Genomic DNA, 16,676 nt, shown 5'->3' on the forward strand with positions numbered 1-16,676 from the left:
AGAGAGCATAAAAAAGAACGTTTTATTTTTCTAAATATTATGTTGTTTTTTTGTTTAAAAATCTTAACAAATTATGGCACAAAAATTGCTTACCTTCAGAGATAAATCTAAAAAATGTCGTAAATTTGGCAGGAGCGGGGATGACCGGCAAAGGCAAAATTAGTCGTCTTTTGAAAAAGGAAAGTATTTAATGGCTACCGCAGCGGTCAGAAAAACGATCTGGCTTGCCGCTGGACGCACGGCTATCTTGCCTGTGGCTATTTTGGTTCTGGTGGGATTAATGGTTGTGCCGGTGCCAACAGCGGTGTTGGATATCGGCTTTATTTCCAATATCACGATTTCGCTGGCGGTCTTGATGGTGTCGTTGAATGCTGCCAAACCATTAGACTTTTCTTCTTTCCCGACCGTTTTGCTTTTTGCCACACTGTTACGACTGTCGCTTAACGTAGCCTCAACCCGCGTTGTTTTGGTAAATGGTCATACTGGCGCAAATGCGGCAGGCATGGTGATTGAATCCTTCGGTCATTTTTTGATCGGGGAACATTATGTTGTCGGGATTTTCATCTTTGCCATTTTGATGATTATCAACTTGGTCGTTGTGACCAAGGGGGCAGGGCGCGTTTCAGAAGTCTCTGCCCGTTTTACCTTGGACGCAATGCCGGGTAAACAGATGGCGATTGATGCCGATTTAAATGCTGGTTTAATTACACCTGAAGAAGCCAAAAACAGAAGACAGGAAGTCGCGACCGAGGCTGGTTTCTATGGCTCAATGGATGGTGCTTCTAAATTTGTGAAGGGGGACGCTGTCGCGGGCGTTCTTATTCTTTTGGTCAATATTATTGGCGGCCTTATCTTAGGCGTTTTTAGCTATAATATGACCCTTAGCGATGCGGCATCAAATTATGTCCAGCTGGCTATCGGTGATGCTTTGGTCGCACAGATACCATCTTTTCTGTTGTCTTTTGCAACAGCCTCGATTGTTACCCGCGTTACATCCAGCTTTGACTTGACCGGCCAGATTGTTAGTCAGTTTAACTCTGCCCGAGCATGGACACCTGTTGCGGTTATTCTGGGTTTTTTAGGCATTGTTCCGGGCATGCCGCATTTTGTTATTTTACCTGCTGCGGGTCTTTCCGGCTGGACGGCGTGGAAATTGCACAAATCTGCCCAAGCCGAAGCCGCCAAAAAAGAAGCACCGCCGCCTGTCGTGGTGCCAGATACGCCACCGCCTGTTTCGTGGAATGATGTTTCTGATGGGGCGGTTTTGTCTTTAGAAATTGGCTATGGTCTTATTCCATTGGTGGATGACCGTAAAAAAGCGCCTCTTATGGCGCGTGTTACCGGTATTAGACGGCAATTATCCCGCGATTTAGGCTTTGTTATCCCCTTGGTGCGTGTGCGTGATAACCTCTCACTAGGGGCAAACAGCTATCGGATTAGCGTTTCCGGTGTGGTGACTGGCGAAGATGAAGTCTGGCCAGATCAACTTATGGCGCTCAATAATGGTGATGCGGATGGCACATTAGTAGGCCGCGTTTCAAAAGATCCTACTTTTGGTCTGAATGCGGTCTGGATTCCTGAAAATCGCCGTTCTGATGCTATTGTAGCGGGTTATACAGTGGTTGATGCAGCAACAGTTATTGCAACCCATCTTAATCAGTCTATTATCAATAACGCCGCTGATCTTTTTGGCATGGATGATGCCCAAAAATTACTTGATATGTTGAAAGAAACCGCTCCCCAGCTTGTATCTGCCGTGACGCCTCAACCGTTATCTTTGGCAGTGATTACGCTGATTTGCCGCTCTCTGTTATGGGAAGGTGTTTCTCTTCACGAATTCCGGCGTATTGTTGAAGCGATGGTTGATGCTGTCCGAGAGGAAACGGAACCGAATGCCCTGTTGGAAGCGATCAGAATACGTATTGGTGGTATCATCGTTCAGTCGATCGTTCCTGTAAAAATGCCTTTGCCAGTGGTTACTTTTGAACCCAAGTTAGAGGCGTTGCTTTCTCAAGGCGTGCGTTCAGGCCCCCAAGCCGCTCATCCTTTTGAACCCGCCTTGGCAAACAGGATTGTGACCGCACTTGAATCGGCAGCCCAGCCGCTTTTGTCGAATGGGCAGCGTTTTGCAATTGTGACCTCGCCGGTTATCCGGCGACCTTTGGCACGTTTGCTTAAACCGCATTTTTCTGAAATTTCTGTGCTGTCTTTTCTTGAAATCCCAGATGGAAAGCCGGTAGAGGTCGTTGCCGTGGTTGGGGATGGCCAATCATCACATTCGATACCAGCAAATAATGCGGAGGCGGTGTCCTAAATGTCCTTAAAAGTGACACGCAACCTTCAAGTCATCGCTGTTGCCAGTGGCAAGGGCGGTGTTGGCAAAACCAATGTGATTGCCAATCTGACGGCAGCGCTTTCTAAAATAAAGCAGCGCACTCTGTTACTGGATTGTGATCTGGGCATGGCTGATGCCGGTATTGTGCTAGGCATGAATTCTGATCGAACGATTGAAGATATTCTAACCGGCAGGCGGCAATATGAAGATGTCGTGCAACAAGGGGTCTTTGGACTGAATTTGGTGCCGGGGGTCAATGGCGCTGGGCGTATCATGGAAATGGACGCGGTTGCCAAACGCCGATTGGTTGATAGTTTGCGCCCTTGGACAAAGTCTTTTGACTATATTCTGCTAGATAATCCTAGCGGCGCTTCCTCCAGTTCGCTTTCTTTGATGGCTTCTGCCGATCAGGTGATTTTGGTTCTGTCTTCTGAACCGACATCTTTTATGGATGGCTATGCCCTTATCAAGCTGTTGGCGCTTGAATATAAGGTGAAAGAGATTCTGGTCGTCACCAATATGGTCGAGGATGAAACCGATGGGCGCGATCTATTTCGGCGTTTTTCGGATGTTTCCGCCCGTTTTCTTGGCATAAAACTGCATCATTTGGGTTCAGTGCCTCGGGATTCTCATATTCGTGAAGCGGTATTAAGAAAACGCTGCTGTCTGGATTTATTCCCCAGATCACGGGCATCAGAAGCCTTTGAACGCTTAGCGCATCGGCTTAATGACTATAGCTTGCTCAAGAAAACAAAGCGTAGCAATTTCTTTTCCAGCTTGGAGATGGTGAGTGCATCTTAATGATTTTGACGCTTCCGATCCCTCGCCAGATATCTACAGCCGCAACCCGTCAAAAAAGAATGTCGAAGCGTTAATCAAAACCCATCTTCAACTGGTTCGGAAAATTGCATGGCATGTACATGGCCGTGTTTCTTCTGCGATTGAAGTGGAAGACTTGATACAAATTGGCATGGTTGCTTTGATAGAGGCGGCCAATGCCTTTGAAAATCGGGGTTTTGCCTTTGCAACCTACGCCTCGATGCGGATAAGGGGCGCGATGATTGACTATATGCGTCAACATGCGGCCACGGCCCGTTCCAGTATTGTTCGCCAAAAAACCTTGAACAAAGCGCGTGAAGAGTTATCTGCGACGCTTGGTCGTCGTCCCGAAGAGGCTGAAATAGCTGAAAAGCTGAATATGTCTCCCAGCGAATATCGCGAATGGGCGGATGGGGCGATCAATATTCGGCAAGAATCTTTAGACGACGTTTATTCCGATCATTCCAGCATATTCACCGACGATAATGCCGATCAAGCAAGCGAGATGGAACGCGAGGCGTTGCAATCGGCTTTGGCTGAACAGATCAAAACTCTACCAGAGCGGGAGGCCTTGGTTTTACAGCTTTATTATGTCGAAGAATTAAACCTGAAAGAAATCGGGGAAGTGCTTGATCTAGGCACAGCCAGAATTAGCCAAATCAAAAAATCGGCAGTCGATCATTTGCGCCCAAAAATGACAGATTGGCAGCATTAAAAAGATAATAAAAATATAAATTCAATAAAAATAAGTAGAATTGATCCAATATTAAAAAAGCTATTATCTATCAAAAGATTTATTTTTTCTTAATGCAAGGCAAACTACGGCCTTTTAGGGGAACTTTAATATGGAACAGGGCGAAAATATAAATATCACTAATCCAAAGGTTGCAATCGCGGTTATTGCACCAGGTGACATGATCTTGGTTGAATTCTCAATCAGTGCGATGGGCATGATTCAACATGCCAAAGATTTGGATACCAATATAATTTGTGGTCGTTCCTCGGTATTGGCTGGTGCCAAAAATATAGCCGTTAAAGATGCGCTTAATTGGGGTGCTGATTATATTCTTTTATTATCCGGCGATATCACTTTCCCTAATAATGCTCTGCACCATCTTTTGGCACAGAAAAAAGACATTATTGGTGCAACCTACCCAAAACCTATTGCTCCCTATAATTTATTGGGTATCGCCGATGATAATCAAGATCAGGCAGAATTAGAAAAAGGCCTGTTGAAAATGCGCTATATGCCGGGCGGTTTCTTATTAGTAAAAATGGATGTTTTCAAAAAACTCGATCCTAATCTACCGCATTTTTATTATGATGTTTTCCAAGATGACGTGATGGGCGACGACTTTGTTTTTTGTGATCGCGTCCGTGAATTGGGCTATGATATCTGGTGCGATACTAATTTGTCAGCCGAAATAGGCCGCATTGGTCAACGGGTCTATCATATGCCAGAAATTGAAGAACGTCGCTTATTGATGGAGCGGGAATTATTGGAAAAAGAGAAAGAAAAATTACTGCCGCCTTCTGCCTAATTTTTTAGGCTACTTGGCCAGATTTCTTTTTTCCGCTTTGCTGCAAGGATTGTCTGATGACAGCCAACAAGCCCGATCTGCCTATAAAAATTGCCATTTGTTTTCCATCAGGGCCTATGGTGCATGTCGATTTTATGATTTCGACCGCTATCATGATGCAACATACCCCTGATGTTGAATTCATCCTGATTAACAATAAATCGCCGAATATCGCTGTTTCCCGTAATGCCTGCGTGGCTATGGCACAGGAAGCAAAAGCCGATTATCTCTTCTTTCTCGACAGTGATATGGATATCCCCCCCGATACCATCACAAGATTATTATCTCATGACAAAGATATTATCGGGGTTAACTATCGTAAAAGAACTGAAAACATTTTATTTTCGGGAGTTGAAAGTGTTAACAAATTTGAAGATTTAACAGATCATGGATTATTACCAGCACTATTTATTCCAACAGGCTGTTTACTGATTAGAATGTCGGTTTTTGACCATCTGTTTCGCCCTTATTTTTTATTCGCGCTGCGTGACTTTGAGGATAACGAGGAAAAGGCTATCTTCGGAGAAGATTATGTTTTTAGCGTCAAGGCGATGGCTGCTGGATATAAATTATGGTTTGATATGGATGTTACTCAGAAAGTAAAACATATCGGCCAATTACCTTATACACTTGGCTCTGACTGAATTTTTCAAAATTTATATAATATATTAAAAAAGCCGCCCGAAATTCGGGCGGCTTCTTTTTTGTTCTTTTGAAACTGTTTAAAGTAACAATTACTTCAACAGGGACAGAACATTCTGCTGAGACTGGTTAGCCTGTGCCAGCATAGCGGTGGAAGCCTGGCTCAGGATCTGAGAACGGGCCAGATTGGTCGTTTCAGAAGAGTAATCGGTATCTTCGATACGGCTACGAGCATCAGACAAGTTCGTAACATTGGTGGTCAGGTTGTTGACGACCGAGTTCAGGCGGCTTTCGGAAGCACCAAGACCTGCACGGATTTTGTTAACTGAAGTCAAGGCCTTGCTAATCGTGTCAAGTGCTGCAAGAGCACCAGTTGAAGTCGAAACAGTCAAACCAGGTTTTTGGCCGCCGCTGGGGGGGGTGCCGGTGCCGGGGACGCCGCTGTTCATGACTATTGACAAATCAGTAAGCGCACTGATCGTAATAGTTACCTGATCGGTTGACGTAGCATTGGTTGCACCAGTCTGAATTTTAAAGCTTGTAGCAGGTTTAGATGCAACTGCTGTAGTAGTACCGTCGCTACCCACTGTAACTACAGCGCTGGCAAAGAGAGCCGAACCATTAAATTTTGTGCCCGTGACAACCTGTTTGATCTGACCCTGAAGCTGCTTAACTTCAATGTCCATATCAGTGCGATCAGTGTCCCGATAGGTGCCGTTGGCAGACTGAACGGCCAGCTGGTTGATACGCTGCACCATGTTGGTGATTTCACCCAAAGCACCGTCAGCGGTCTGAGCCAAAGAAATACCATCATTGGAGTTCTTGATAGCCTGATTCATACCATTGATCTGGGCGGTCATGGAGCTTGAAATAGCAAGACCAGCAGCGTTATCGGAAGCACTGTTGATGCTCTTACCGCTGGACAAACGCGTCATGGAGGTGTTCAGGTTGTTGTCAGCTAAACGGGAAGCATTCTGGGCGCGAAGAGCACTGGTGTTGGTATTAATAACGGTCACAAATAAATTCCTTCTCAAAAATTAGAGCCGTTAGAGAGGGGCAGCAGGACTAAATTTGTTGTCCGTGACCGCCATAAATTGAGTAACGGCTTATCCCGATTTTTTTTAAATTTATGCTTTCACTATTTTTAATTTTTAGAAGGAAATTTATCGTAACTAACTGTAATTTAATGATTTTATTTTTTTAATTTCGATTTTAAGGACAAAAGCCCAAGCCATAGAAAAATAACAGATGGCTAATTTTAAAATAAAAAGAGGGGCAACTTTACTATAAAAATACTCTACCCAAATACTGTCGGAATTTTGACAGGCTTCTACTAACCCATTCTTGCCTTATCAGAGCTAGGTGTCATTTTTTAATCAGCCTTATCCAAAATAGAGCTATCTTTTAAAAAGCCTTTACAATCATAACTGCCTAAACGCCCTTAGCGGATTCTGACTGATCGCGTCCTTTTGAGACATCCAAGTCTTTGAAAATATTCTAAAATAGCCCCGATTACGGGTTATATACCCCAATAAGTCAGCAACATTTCGTCAAAAAATCTTCCTGGATTTCAGGCTGCAAAAGGTTTTTTGACGGTAAAGCCGAAACAATAAAAATAAAATGGCATAGTTTTTGCTTTTCCAACAATCACGGTCGGGTGACTGTAAAAACAGCATTCGGCGGATGGAAGCATCCTTTTAAGAAGGCGGAAATCCTGATGGAAAAAAACAGGGGAAAACAAGGCCAGATCGAAAGTCTGGCAGATGCGGCTATAGGTGTCAGCCCCATTGTGGCTGAACAAATGCCTGCATTGGCACCATGGCTGAATAGTCTGGGACTAAGCTGCGCTCCATTGGGGAAAACACCTTCAGCCTTTATTATCCGTCTGCTTTCACCACAAGAGCGGCATTTAGCTGGTCAACGCGACGTTCTCATCCATTTCCGAGAAGATTTACCCAAACTGAAATTCCATCGGGCAGGGAAACCTGCTGAAATCAGCTTTGGTTCTTCGGATTGCTCTTTTGGCTTTGCTCTGATCGCTGGATTGGTCAGACCGGCTGGACGGCCTGCTGTCGGGGATAAACAAACCGTCGACCTGTTAAATATCGCTGCCCGTATTGCTGATAGTAATGCGACTATCTTGGTACAGGGTGAAACCGGTACCGGAAAAGAAGGTCTCGCCCGCTTCATTCATCAAATGTCGCCCCGCGCTAATCAGGCCTTTATTCCGGTTAATTGCGCGGCTTTGCCTGAAACGATGCTGGAAGCAATGCTCTTCGGTTATACGAAGGGTAGCTTTACGGGGGCATTGGCCGATAACAAAGGCCTCTTTCGCTCGGCTAATGGCGGCACGCTTCTATTGGACGAGATCTCGGAATTACCGCTTGGATTGCAAGCCAAGCTATTGCGTGTTCTCCAAGAACAAGAAGTTCTCCCTATCGGGGCTTCTGAACCTTGTCCGATCAATGTCAGAATTATCGCGGCGGCTAATCGTGACTTGGCGCAAGAAGTGGCAGCAAAAAATTTCCGTGCGGATCTTTATTGGCGGCTCAATGTTGTGCCGGTAACTTTGTTGCCGTTGGCACATCGGAAACAGGATATCCGCGTTTTGGCGGCGGCTCTTTTGTTGCGCCATGCTCCGGCTGATACAGATTTCCCGTGGCTCACGAATGCTGCCCTTGATCTTTTGCAAAAACATAGCTGGCCGGGGAATGTTCGCGAACTAGAGAATTGTTTGCAACGGGCTATTCTATTGCATCGGGGTATGCGGATTGAAGCCAGCGATCTCTTGATTGACTCTGCTGATATGACGCTACCTTTATCTGATAATAAGCTGGTCGGTATGATGTCACCGCCCGCTGAAAATCACAGCAAGAAGAATATCTCTTTTGGTCTGGCTGATGCCGCCCGCGCGGCAGAACATAAAGTAATTGAAGAAGCCCTGCTGGCTACCAATGGTCACCGTCGTCAAGCCGCTCAAAGGCTGGGGATCAGTGAAAGAACCCTGCGGTATCGGCTCGCGGATATGCGCGCCGCTTCATAACACTCCATTCTATTCGTCGCTATTCAACTATTAAAATAAAATCGGATTATAACCGATATCTTCGGGGAAAATTATGACCACGCTTGATACATCCAGCCTTACAGAGATGCAAAACGCCATTTTGCAGCGTGCCAGCACGTTAAAAAATGCCGCCGGATTATCAACTTCTGCGGCGCAGGATGTCGGGGGCGTCTCCTCTGTCGTTGATGGCAGCAAAAGCGGGGGTATCCTCAGTTTTAACGATGCCCTTAACGAAGCGATGTCGAGTGTAAACGATTCCTACATTCAGTCCACAGAAGCACAGGATGCCTATCAGAAAGGCGAAACGACCGATATCGCTTCGGTGATGTTGAGCCGCCAAAAAGCTTCCGTCGCTTTTCAGGCCACTTTGCAAATGCGTAATCGCCTGATGGATGCCTATAAAACTATTATGAATATGTCGGTGTAATAAATGGCAGATGTTGTTCCTACACCGGATGATGCGGCGGGCAGTGTCGCCGTTCCGGCACCCTCGGGCGCTTTGGCGAATTTTCTTGCCAATAATGACCGCGTAAACAAAGTTTACGAACGGGTGAAAGACTTTGTCCAGCAACCCGCTATCAAACGCAGCTTACCTTTAATGAGGCTGATTAGTTTGACGGCTATCGGTGCGCTGATCTGGTTTTTGTTGTCTGCACCACCCCAGCGTGATCTTTATCCGGGGGCAGGGGACGCTGATCGGGCATCTATTGCCAGCGCGTTAGAAACCGGCGGTATCCATTATAATATTAACCGCGGTAACGGCGTTATTACAGTCTCTGAAAAGGACTATTATAAGGCGCGGATGCTGTTGGCACAGCAAGGCTTGCCGAAATCGGCACCTGATGGCGATCATGTTATCAGCTCTTTGCCACTCGGTGCCAGCCGCGCCGTTGAAGGCGAAAGATTACGGGCTGCACGTGAAGTTGATCTTGCCCGTACTATCGAAACCATAGATGTCGTTAATCAGGCGAGAGTCCATATTGCCGAGCCACAACCCAGCCCCTTTGTTCGGGAACAGGTTCATGGCACGGCTTCGGTTATGCTGAAACTGATGACGGGTCGCAACCTATCAAACGCACAGGTTCAAGCTATTCAGAATTTGGTGGCCGCTTCGTTGCCGGGAATGGCGCCAGAGGCAGTTTCCGTTGTCGATCAGGCAGGGCATCTTTTATCCGCGACCTCTAACGCTGATAATGACATCAATGATCGTCAGCTACGATTACAGCAAACCCTCGAAGCCCGTTATATGGATGCTTTGAATAAATTGCTGGTGCCGTTGCTGGGCGAAAATAACTATACGGCCGAAGTCCATACCGACCTTGATTTTACCGAAAGTCAGGCGACCAGAGAAAGCTATCCAAAAGAAGGCTCTCTGCGTTCCGAAAGTGGTAGCTGGAACAAAGACGGTGGGCCCGACCAGAATGGCGGTATTCCGGGGGCTATGTCCAATATGCCGCCAACACCCGCCAACCCAACCCAAAACCCGCCGCCGAATTTACAGCCACCGGCTCAACCGAATAACCAGCAAAATGCGCAGAATGGCCAGCAGGGGCAGAATGCACAAGGCCAGCCGAACGGTCAAAACGCTCAGCAAGGGCAAAATGCCCGTGCACCGGGATCTGTTCCGGCAGAAACGGCACAGCAGGCACAGGCCAGAACATCTGAAAATTTCAACCGTTATTATGAATTAGGACGCGAAGTCTCGGTTATTCGCAATCCGACTGGCTCTGTTAAACGGGTTTCTGTCGCTATTGCGCTTCGCCAAATCAATCATGGCAAACCACCGTCCCCTGAACAGGTCGCCCAGCTCGAAAAGCTGATTAAAGGCGCAATCGGTTTTGATGCTTCCCGTGGTGACGTGGTCGCTATTAGCTCTTCCGACTTCATGGGTGGCAGTGTCTTCAGTATGCCTTGGTATCAGAACAGTTGGGTGCCATTACTGGCGCGCAATCTGTCTGCCCTATTGGTCGCCGCTTTGGTTATCTTCGGCTTTGCACGACCTTTCCTGAAAGCCCGTGCGGAAGCGGCTGAAAGAAGACGGCTAGCTGAAAATCCGTTGCCACAGTTGGAACAGACCAACATTGATAATCTGATCGCCGAAGGCGAACAACCCGCCGAAGAAGCCGGAAGCCAAGCCATTACGCTTGATATGATTGATGCCGCTCCGGGCTATAAAGCGAGGGTTGATCTGGTGCGACATTTTGTCAAACAAGACCCCGCCCGTGCCGCCTTGGTTGTCCATGACATGATGCGTTCCGACCTCAAATCGCTGGAGAATCACAATGGCTGATGACAACGAAAGCAGAAAAGAACTGAGCGGCACTCAGTCCGCAGCCATTCTGATGATGCTGATGTCAAAAGAAGAGGCGGCTTCGATTTTAAGCCGTCTCGATCCCGACGAAGTCCAGCGTTTGGGTGAAGCCATGTTTGCGGTTTCAGATATCTCGCAACAGCAGATCGAAACCGTCCTTGATAATTTTACCACGCGGGCAAGAGCCAGAACAACGCTTGGTTTTGATGCCGACAAGCAAATCCGTAGCATCATGGAATTAGCATTAGGTGAAGAACGCGCTGAGAATGTGATGGCGCGCATAACGCCAGTCGCCCATACGACAGTTCTCGATACCCTGAAATGGATGGATGCGCGGACTATCGCGACATTGATTGAAAATGAGCATCCACAGATTGCAGCTTTGGTCTTGGCTTGCCTTGACCCTGTAGTCGCTGCGGATGTTCTGGAACAGCTCGACGATGCGCTCCAGCCGGACATCATTTATCGTATTGCGACGCTTGATACCGTTTCAGTGGAAGCTTTGGAAGAACTTGAACGTCTGCTTTTGGGACAAGTCTCCAGAGTGGGGTCAACAAATGGTGGTGGTGCCAATGCTATTGGTGGCGCTCATCGTGGTGGCGCCGCTGAGGCAGCTCAGATCGTCAATAATATGAGCGATGGCGAACAGCGCTTGATGAAGGCTGTTTCTAAAATGGATAAGTCGCTGGCAAGGGCTATCGAAGACGAAATGTTTGTCTTTGATGATCTTAATGATCTTGACGATCGTAACCTTGGCACGCTGCTTAGAGCAATTGATAACGACATTCTGGTTGTTGCTCTTAAAGGCGCACAGGAAGAACTCAAATCGCGGATGCTTGGTTGTATGTCTAAGCGTGCTGCCGAAGCTATTGAAGATGAAATGGCTGAACGTGGCCCGATGCGGATATCTGAAGTTCAAGATGCGCAAAAACAAATTCTTAATATTGCCCGCAAACTCGCAGAAAGTGGCACTATCATGTTAGGTAAGGGGGATGACTATGTCTGATGACCCCAGACAAGACATCCAACCCTATGAAGCGCAAGCGATTATTCCAGAAGAAACGGCTTCTGCTGAAAAAACGCCTTTTGTTGCGATAAAAAAGGCAAAGCCTCCTTTTGTCCCCTGGGTCGTTCGTTTCGGCCTGGTTCCAGAAGAACCGACGGAAAAAGAAAAGCAGGAAGCTGAATCTTCTAAAGAAAGACTTTCGTTAGAAAAAGAAGAGGCTGAACTTACAGAACAGGAAAAAGTCGAGCCTAAAGCCGAAGCTGACCTGCCACCACCTATTGATATCGAAGCAATAAAAAAAGAAGCTTATGATCAAGGATTTCAGCAAGGGCGAAATAGTGCGCTGATCGAAGTCAAAGAAGAACGGCAGGCTGTGGGGCAGTTGGCACGTTCTTTGGAAGTGTTAAAAGCCGAACCTCCGCGAGCTTTGGCTTCTGTCTTTGCGGATGTCGTTGATAGGCTGATTCACCAGATTATAGGTGAAGTGTCGATAGATGCTGTCCGTTTAAGAAAACGAGTCGATGCAGTCGCAGCAATGATTCCTGAAGAAATGAAGCCTTGCTGTCTGTTTCTTAATCCTGCGGACATCTCAAGATTGGGCGGCGTTGAATTGCCGGTAGAGATTAAAGAAGATTCTTCTTTGCAAGAAGGAAGCGTGCGTCTTGAAACTAGCCAAGGTTATATTGAAAACGGAACCAAAAGTCTTTTAGAAAAATTGGATGCGATTTTGGTCGAAGTGGGGGCAGAGGCATGAGTGAAAGCCTAGCCGCTTATGCCGGACGTATTCTTGGCCATGTCTCGATTGATGAAGGAACACCTCGGTGGATTGGTAAACTTGTTGCTTATGATGGCTTGATGCTGGAAGCAACAGGCTTTCCTATGCCTATTGGGCATGGTGCTCTTATTATGGATGCTAATGGCCAATCATCACGTGCTGAAGTGGTTGGGTTCCGTGGTAATACAACGTTGCTTATGGCGTTAGATGCTGATGCACCTCATAATCCTGGAGCCAGAGTTGAGCCGGATAGACAGTTAAGCATTGTCCATGTTGGCGATGGTCTATTAGGACGTGTTATAGGTGCGTTGGGCGAGCCTCTTGATAACTTAGGCCCTATTATCACTGACGAATATTGGCCATTGGTCGGAAAAATGGGGAATCCTCTCAATCGAGGGCGTGTAACGCAGCCTTTTGATATGGGGGTTCGGGCAATCAATGCCTTGCTAACGGCTGGTGTCGGGCAAAGAATTGCTATCATGGCGGGGTCAGGGGTTGGTAAATCTGTCCTGATGGGGCAGATGATTGCCGGCGCGAAGGCTGATGTTATTGTAACGGGGTTGATCGGAGAGCGATCGCGTGAAGTAACTGATTTCGTTGAAACCAAAATTAGTGATGATGTTCGACCAAAAAGTGTTGTCGTGGCAGTTCCTGCTGACCATCCTCCAGTTTTACGCTTGAGGGCGGCAATGCGGGCAACTGCGATTGCCGAATATTTTCGAGCGAAGGGTAAAAATGTTCTTTTACTGATCGACAGCTTGACCCGTATTGCGCATGCACAACGGGAAGTAGGTCTGTCACTTGGTGAACCTCCTACGATCAAAGGCTATCCACCCTCGGCTTTAGGGCTTATTCCTCGTTTGGTTGAAAGAGCGGGTATCGATATTCATTCAAAAGGCGCGATTACCGCTATTTATACGGTCTTGGCTGACGGTGATGATCCTGACGATCCAATCGTTGATACCGCACGAGCCATTGTTGACGGGCATATTATCTTATCTCGTTCACTGGCAGAACAAGGCGTTTTTCCTGCTATTGATCTCGGTAAGTCGCTTTCTCGTGTCATGAGCGATATTATTTCGCCTGGACATAGACAGGCAGCAGCCCATCTGCGCCGTTTATGGTCTGTTTATGAAGAAAATCGTGATCTTATCTTAATGGGTGCCTATCGTAGCGGCACAGATGCTTCTATTGATGAAGCCATCAATCGTCACAATGATGTTTTAGACTTTATTCGCCAAGGGCAAAATGAAAGAATTGACCTCGCCACGTCTATTGCGACTTTGATGGAAAGGTTTGCCGTATGACGCAGAAGCTTGCACGCAGAAAGAGAATAGCCAAAGTGCGTCATGTCCAACATTTGCAGGCGCAGAATGAATTAATGCGCGCTCAAGGGCGGGTTAATAGTTTGTCCGCTTCTGTTGACCGGTTAACTGAAATACAATCCTCATTAAAGCCTGTAACGGGTCGGGTAAATGGTGCGGCTATGGCCAATGCTGGAGAGCTGATGCTGCGTCTGGATACAGCTTATAAAGATCTAACAGCTATGTTAGATCAGGCGCAAACAGTCGTAGAGCGTCAACGGCAGAAAAAAATTCACACAAAAATTCAGCATGAGACCGCAAAAAAGTTACATGATGCCGTAAAAGAAGAAATACAGAAGACGCAGGAGCGTCGCCTGATGACTATAACCGGACAGCGCCCCATTAAAAGAGGTGAAGCACTATGACAGATGTCACGCCAATTCTACCTTCCGCTGGATCTTCTTCGGCCTCATCTGCTTCACCCGCCAGTAGCGCACAGAAAGCGGATAAAGCTAATCCGTTTGATGATATGCTTAACTCTGTCCAGACAGTATCTGTTCCTGATACAAAAAAAATTGTTACGGATAAAAAAACGACGGTTTCTAATCTAATAGCAGCCACTGCGCCGTCAAATACAGATAAGGGTAGTTCTACTGCTTCATCAATAAAAAGGGTAGAAACCGATACGCCCTCTAATTCTATGACGTCTTCTGTCTCGAAACAAAATTTTGTAAGTGCTAGCTCTAAAGGCAATACCAAAAAAATAGTAGATGCCCAACCTACGTTACCGGAGGTTTCAGGCAAGGACGATTTAGACAACGGTGAAGCCATTCCCCTTGCGTCATCATCAAATGATGAGATCAAGGACTCGGACTCATTGCCTTCTGTTAAAAAACTGTCTCAAAATTCAGCTGATTTACTGGCTTTTGTTGGAGTGTATGTCGATCAAGAAAATGTAGATTCAACTTCTAACTGGTTACCAGGGCAAGAGTCATATTCTCAATCTCCAGAAATCATACCACAGGAGAATATGGGTGAAAAAACCACTCCTTTATCAGTGGGTTTATATAGCCTTAGAGATAATGATGTCGCGTCATCTGATGATGTCGAAGTTTCCGACTCTCATTCGAATAAAAATGAGTTATCAGATAATGATGACCAGCTGCAGTCAGCTGATAATGTTGTAGCTAACGCATCTATTGGTTTAACTGCTACCTTGGCAGCCGCACCTGTGTTGGCTTCTGCTGTGCAAGCGACCATTACTGGACAGAATCGTGTCGATAGTGAGGATGCTTCACTTCCACAGCCAGTGAAGAGTTTAAAAGTGCCATCGTCATCTTTGGCTAGTGACGGCTCTGCGTATCTGACTTCTGTTTCAAATACGGAATTATCCGCAACGACATCTGTTGGTTTAAAACCTAAAGCTACTTTAACTGATGATGATTCAAAATTAGCTCTGACCAATTTTTCATCGGAGCTGATGTCAACCGGAGTCAAAGACTCTGCAGGAATAACTCATACAACAGAAGATAAACCTGCCTTAGCCTTAAAAGCTGATGCTTCACCATCTGTCCTTGCGAACTTGACCTCTGTACTTACTGACAAAGCGAATGATAGCAGCAAAAATCAGTCTTCGGATAGGGATAATCAGCCTGTTTCTGTAGCTGGTAATGTTATGATGAGTGGTAAGCTTGATGCTTTAGCACTAAGTCGGAGCGATATTTCAAACACGCCTATAACAACAGAGCTGAAAGATAGTGCAACATCCGTGCTTGAAGCGGTTGATCGGCAACAGCCAAGTCTGATGGCTAGTGATTCAGTAACACCTGCTGCCACGATAAAAACGACAGCGCCTTCGTCTATTCCGCCATCCAATACAGTCCAAAATATGATGGCAGTCAGTGCATCTCTTACTAAAGGGAATGATAGTCATACAAATAAGGTAGATAGCACACAGACTGTGGAGCGCAGTAGCAAACTAGCAGAAGGTAACTTGCAAACGCTCAATCAGACTATGGATAGATCTGCTGATTTTAGTAACCAATCTGACAATGCAAACAGTATTTTTGCAGGCGATAATACGCAAAACACGGCCTATACTCCGGTGAGTAGACGTCAGCTTACAGAAATCTATCAACCAAACAATTCCACAAGCTCTGTCTCAACAGATCAAGTAAATGAAACACAGCCACGTCTTAAAAAGGATGTGGAAATTGAGAATCTACATTCTGAAGACAATGTAACAGGAAGTGAAAAGAATAATTTTTCTAACGTAATGGCATTGGCAGCCAATATTGTTTCTTCCAATAATGCAGTAAATCAGGATAGTAATACTATTACCTTAGGTAATTTAATGCCTAGTCAAGATCAAGCTAGCATTAATAACCAGCTTGACTTGGTACATCAAGGCCTATGGCTCGATCAATTGACGCGTGATATTGCTACTGCGTCAGGATCTAACAGTAATCTGACTTTTAATTTACATCCGGATCATCTTGGTATGCTACATGTATCCATCCAATCAGCGGGTGATGGTGTAGCTGTTCATATGACAGCGAGTAGCGAAGCTGCTCAGTCTATTATCGCAGGGGCTCGTCATGATTTAATGAATGAAGCTCATGCCCAAGGAGTACATATTACAGATGCTCGGATTGATTTAAACAGCCAGACAATGTCCCAACAATCGGGGCAAAATGGCCAGCCGTCTCATCAACAAATGGCTGATCAACAGCGATCTGCTGTGACGGCTCCGATAACTAACAATACAAGAAATGAACAACCGGACGATGATCTTGCTGAAGAGCAAAAAAATCGTGCGCGTTACGCTTAACAGGGGATGT

General features: G+C 46.2%; 14 protein-coding genes. 13 read left to right on the plus strand and 1 reads right to left on the minus strand.

What is annotated here, in order from left to right; translation table 11 throughout:
* The first annotated feature begins 190 nt into the window (after window positions 1-190).
* The 5 genes from flhA (at window position 191) to ZMOB_RS05955 (ending at window position 5,378) form a co-directional block, all read left to right on the plus strand.
* Window positions 191-2,314, plus strand: a complete 2,124-nt coding sequence (gene flhA / locus ZMOB_RS05935) for a flagellar biosynthesis protein FlhA (protein ID WP_011240521.1) — start codon at window positions 191-193, stop codon at window positions 2,312-2,314.
* Window positions 2,315-3,136 carry an AAA family ATPase gene (locus ZMOB_RS05940; RefSeq protein WP_014500890.1) on the plus strand — a complete coding sequence of 274 codons (822 nt, stop codon included), beginning with the start codon at window positions 2,315-2,317 and terminating at the stop codon, window positions 3,134-3,136.
* Window positions 3,126-3,869 (plus strand): FliA/WhiG family RNA polymerase sigma factor, encoded by a 744-nt coding sequence (locus tag ZMOB_RS05945; RefSeq protein WP_014500891.1) that lies wholly within the window; start codon window positions 3,126-3,128, stop codon window positions 3,867-3,869. Before ZMOB_RS05940 ends, ZMOB_RS05945 begins: the two co-directional genes overlap by 11 nt.
* Window positions 3,870-3,999: 130 nt before the next feature.
* Window positions 4,000-4,695: a glycosyltransferase family protein gene (locus ZMOB_RS05950; protein ID WP_014500892.1), complete on the plus strand. Its 696-nt coding sequence runs from the start codon at window positions 4,000-4,002 to the stop codon at window positions 4,693-4,695.
* 56 nt (window positions 4,696-4,751) lie between these two features.
* Window positions 4,752-5,378, plus strand: a complete 627-nt coding sequence (locus tag ZMOB_RS05955; RefSeq protein WP_014500893.1) for a glycosyltransferase family 2 protein — start codon at window positions 4,752-4,754, stop codon at window positions 5,376-5,378.
* 90 nt (window positions 5,379-5,468) lie between these two features.
* Here ZMOB_RS05955 and ZMOB_RS05960 read toward each other — a convergent pair whose 3' ends face one another.
* Window positions 5,469-6,392 (minus strand): flagellin N-terminal helical domain-containing protein, encoded by a 924-nt coding sequence (locus ZMOB_RS05960; protein WP_014500894.1) that lies wholly within the window; start codon window positions 6,390-6,392, stop codon window positions 5,469-5,471.
* Between the two features lie 701 nt (window positions 6,393-7,093).
* Between ZMOB_RS05960 and ZMOB_RS05965 the strand changes: the two genes are divergently transcribed.
* From ZMOB_RS05965 to ZMOB_RS06000, 8 genes are all read left to right on the plus strand, one after another.
* A complete protein-coding gene (locus ZMOB_RS05965) occupies window positions 7,094-8,419 on the plus strand; it encodes a sigma-54 interaction domain-containing protein (RefSeq protein WP_014500895.1) in 1,326 nt (441 codons plus the stop codon).
* Window positions 8,420-8,492: 73 nt separating this feature from the next.
* On the plus strand, window positions 8,493-8,867 hold the full coding sequence (gene fliE, locus ZMOB_RS05970) for a flagellar hook-basal body complex protein FliE (RefSeq protein ID WP_014500896.1): 375 nt from the start codon (window positions 8,493-8,495) through the stop codon (window positions 8,865-8,867).
* A 3-nt stretch (window positions 8,868-8,870) separates the two neighbouring features.
* On the plus strand, window positions 8,871-10,730 hold the full coding sequence (fliF, locus tag ZMOB_RS05975; RefSeq protein ID WP_014500897.1) for a flagellar basal-body MS-ring/collar protein FliF: 1,860 nt from the start codon (window positions 8,871-8,873) through the stop codon (window positions 10,728-10,730).
* Entirely contained in the window at window positions 10,723-11,757 is a 1,035-nt protein-coding gene (gene fliG / locus ZMOB_RS05980; RefSeq protein ID WP_011240530.1) for a flagellar motor switch protein FliG, read from the plus strand. Before fliF ends, fliG begins: the two co-directional genes overlap by 8 nt.
* Complete coding sequence (locus ZMOB_RS05985; protein WP_014500898.1) at window positions 11,750-12,511, plus strand: FliH/SctL family protein; 762 nt, start codon at window positions 11,750-11,752, stop codon at window positions 12,509-12,511. The genes fliG and ZMOB_RS05985 overlap by 8 nt, the downstream gene beginning before the upstream one ends.
* Window positions 12,508-13,839 carry a FliI/YscN family ATPase gene (locus ZMOB_RS05990; protein ID WP_011240532.1) on the plus strand — a complete coding sequence of 444 codons (1,332 nt, stop codon included), beginning with the start codon at window positions 12,508-12,510 and terminating at the stop codon, window positions 13,837-13,839. Before ZMOB_RS05985 ends, ZMOB_RS05990 begins: the two co-directional genes overlap by 4 nt.
* Window positions 13,836-14,261, plus strand: coding sequence for a flagellar FliJ family protein (locus ZMOB_RS05995; RefSeq protein WP_011240533.1), 426 nt, complete (start codon window positions 13,836-13,838; stop codon window positions 14,259-14,261). The genes ZMOB_RS05990 and ZMOB_RS05995 overlap by 4 nt, the downstream gene beginning before the upstream one ends.
* Window positions 14,258-16,666 (plus strand): flagellar hook-length control protein FliK, encoded by a 2,409-nt coding sequence (locus ZMOB_RS06000; protein ID WP_014500899.1) that lies wholly within the window; start codon window positions 14,258-14,260, stop codon window positions 16,664-16,666. The genes ZMOB_RS05995 and ZMOB_RS06000 overlap by 4 nt, the downstream gene beginning before the upstream one ends.
* Window positions 16,667-16,676 lie beyond the last annotated feature (10 nt).

It is taken from the genome of Zymomonas mobilis subsp. mobilis ATCC 10988 (genome assembly GCF_000175255.2).
GTDB classification, from domain to species: Bacteria; Pseudomonadota; Alphaproteobacteria; order Sphingomonadales; family Sphingomonadaceae; genus Zymomonas; species Zymomonas mobilis.

What these genes read in the sequence shown, in the direction of transcription:
- fliE (WP_014500896.1), top strand. Translation starts at nt 8,493, where the DNA reads ATGACCACGCTTGATACATCCAGCCTTACAGAGATGCAAAACGCCATT.
- fliF (WP_014500897.1), top strand. Translation starts at nt 8,871, where the DNA reads ATGGCAGATGTTGTTCCTACACCGGATGATGCGGCGGGCAGTGTCGCC.
- ZMOB_RS05965 (WP_014500895.1), top strand. Translation starts at nt 7,094, where the DNA reads ATGGAAAAAAACAGGGGAAAACAAGGCCAGATCGAAAGTCTGGCAGAT.
- ZMOB_RS05955 (WP_014500893.1), top strand. Translation starts at nt 4,752, where the DNA reads ATGACAGCCAACAAGCCCGATCTGCCTATAAAAATTGCCATTTGTTTT.
- ZMOB_RS05990 (WP_011240532.1), top strand. Translation starts at nt 12,508, where the DNA reads ATGAGTGAAAGCCTAGCCGCTTATGCCGGACGTATTCTTGGCCATGTC.
- ZMOB_RS05950 (WP_014500892.1), top strand. Translation starts at nt 4,000, where the DNA reads ATGGAACAGGGCGAAAATATAAATATCACTAATCCAAAGGTTGCAATC.
- ZMOB_RS06000 (WP_014500899.1), top strand. Translation starts at nt 14,258, where the DNA reads ATGACAGATGTCACGCCAATTCTACCTTCCGCTGGATCTTCTTCGGCC.
- flhA (WP_011240521.1), top strand. Translation starts at nt 191, where the DNA reads ATGGCTACCGCAGCGGTCAGAAAAACGATCTGGCTTGCCGCTGGACGC.
- ZMOB_RS05995 (WP_011240533.1), top strand. Translation starts at nt 13,836, where the DNA reads ATGACGCAGAAGCTTGCACGCAGAAAGAGAATAGCCAAAGTGCGTCAT.
- ZMOB_RS05940 (WP_014500890.1), top strand. Translation starts at nt 2,315, where the DNA reads ATGTCCTTAAAAGTGACACGCAACCTTCAAGTCATCGCTGTTGCCAGT.
- fliG (WP_011240530.1), top strand. Translation starts at nt 10,723, where the DNA reads ATGGCTGATGACAACGAAAGCAGAAAAGAACTGAGCGGCACTCAGTCC.
- ZMOB_RS05985 (WP_014500898.1), top strand. Translation starts at nt 11,750, where the DNA reads ATGTCTGATGACCCCAGACAAGACATCCAACCCTATGAAGCGCAAGCG.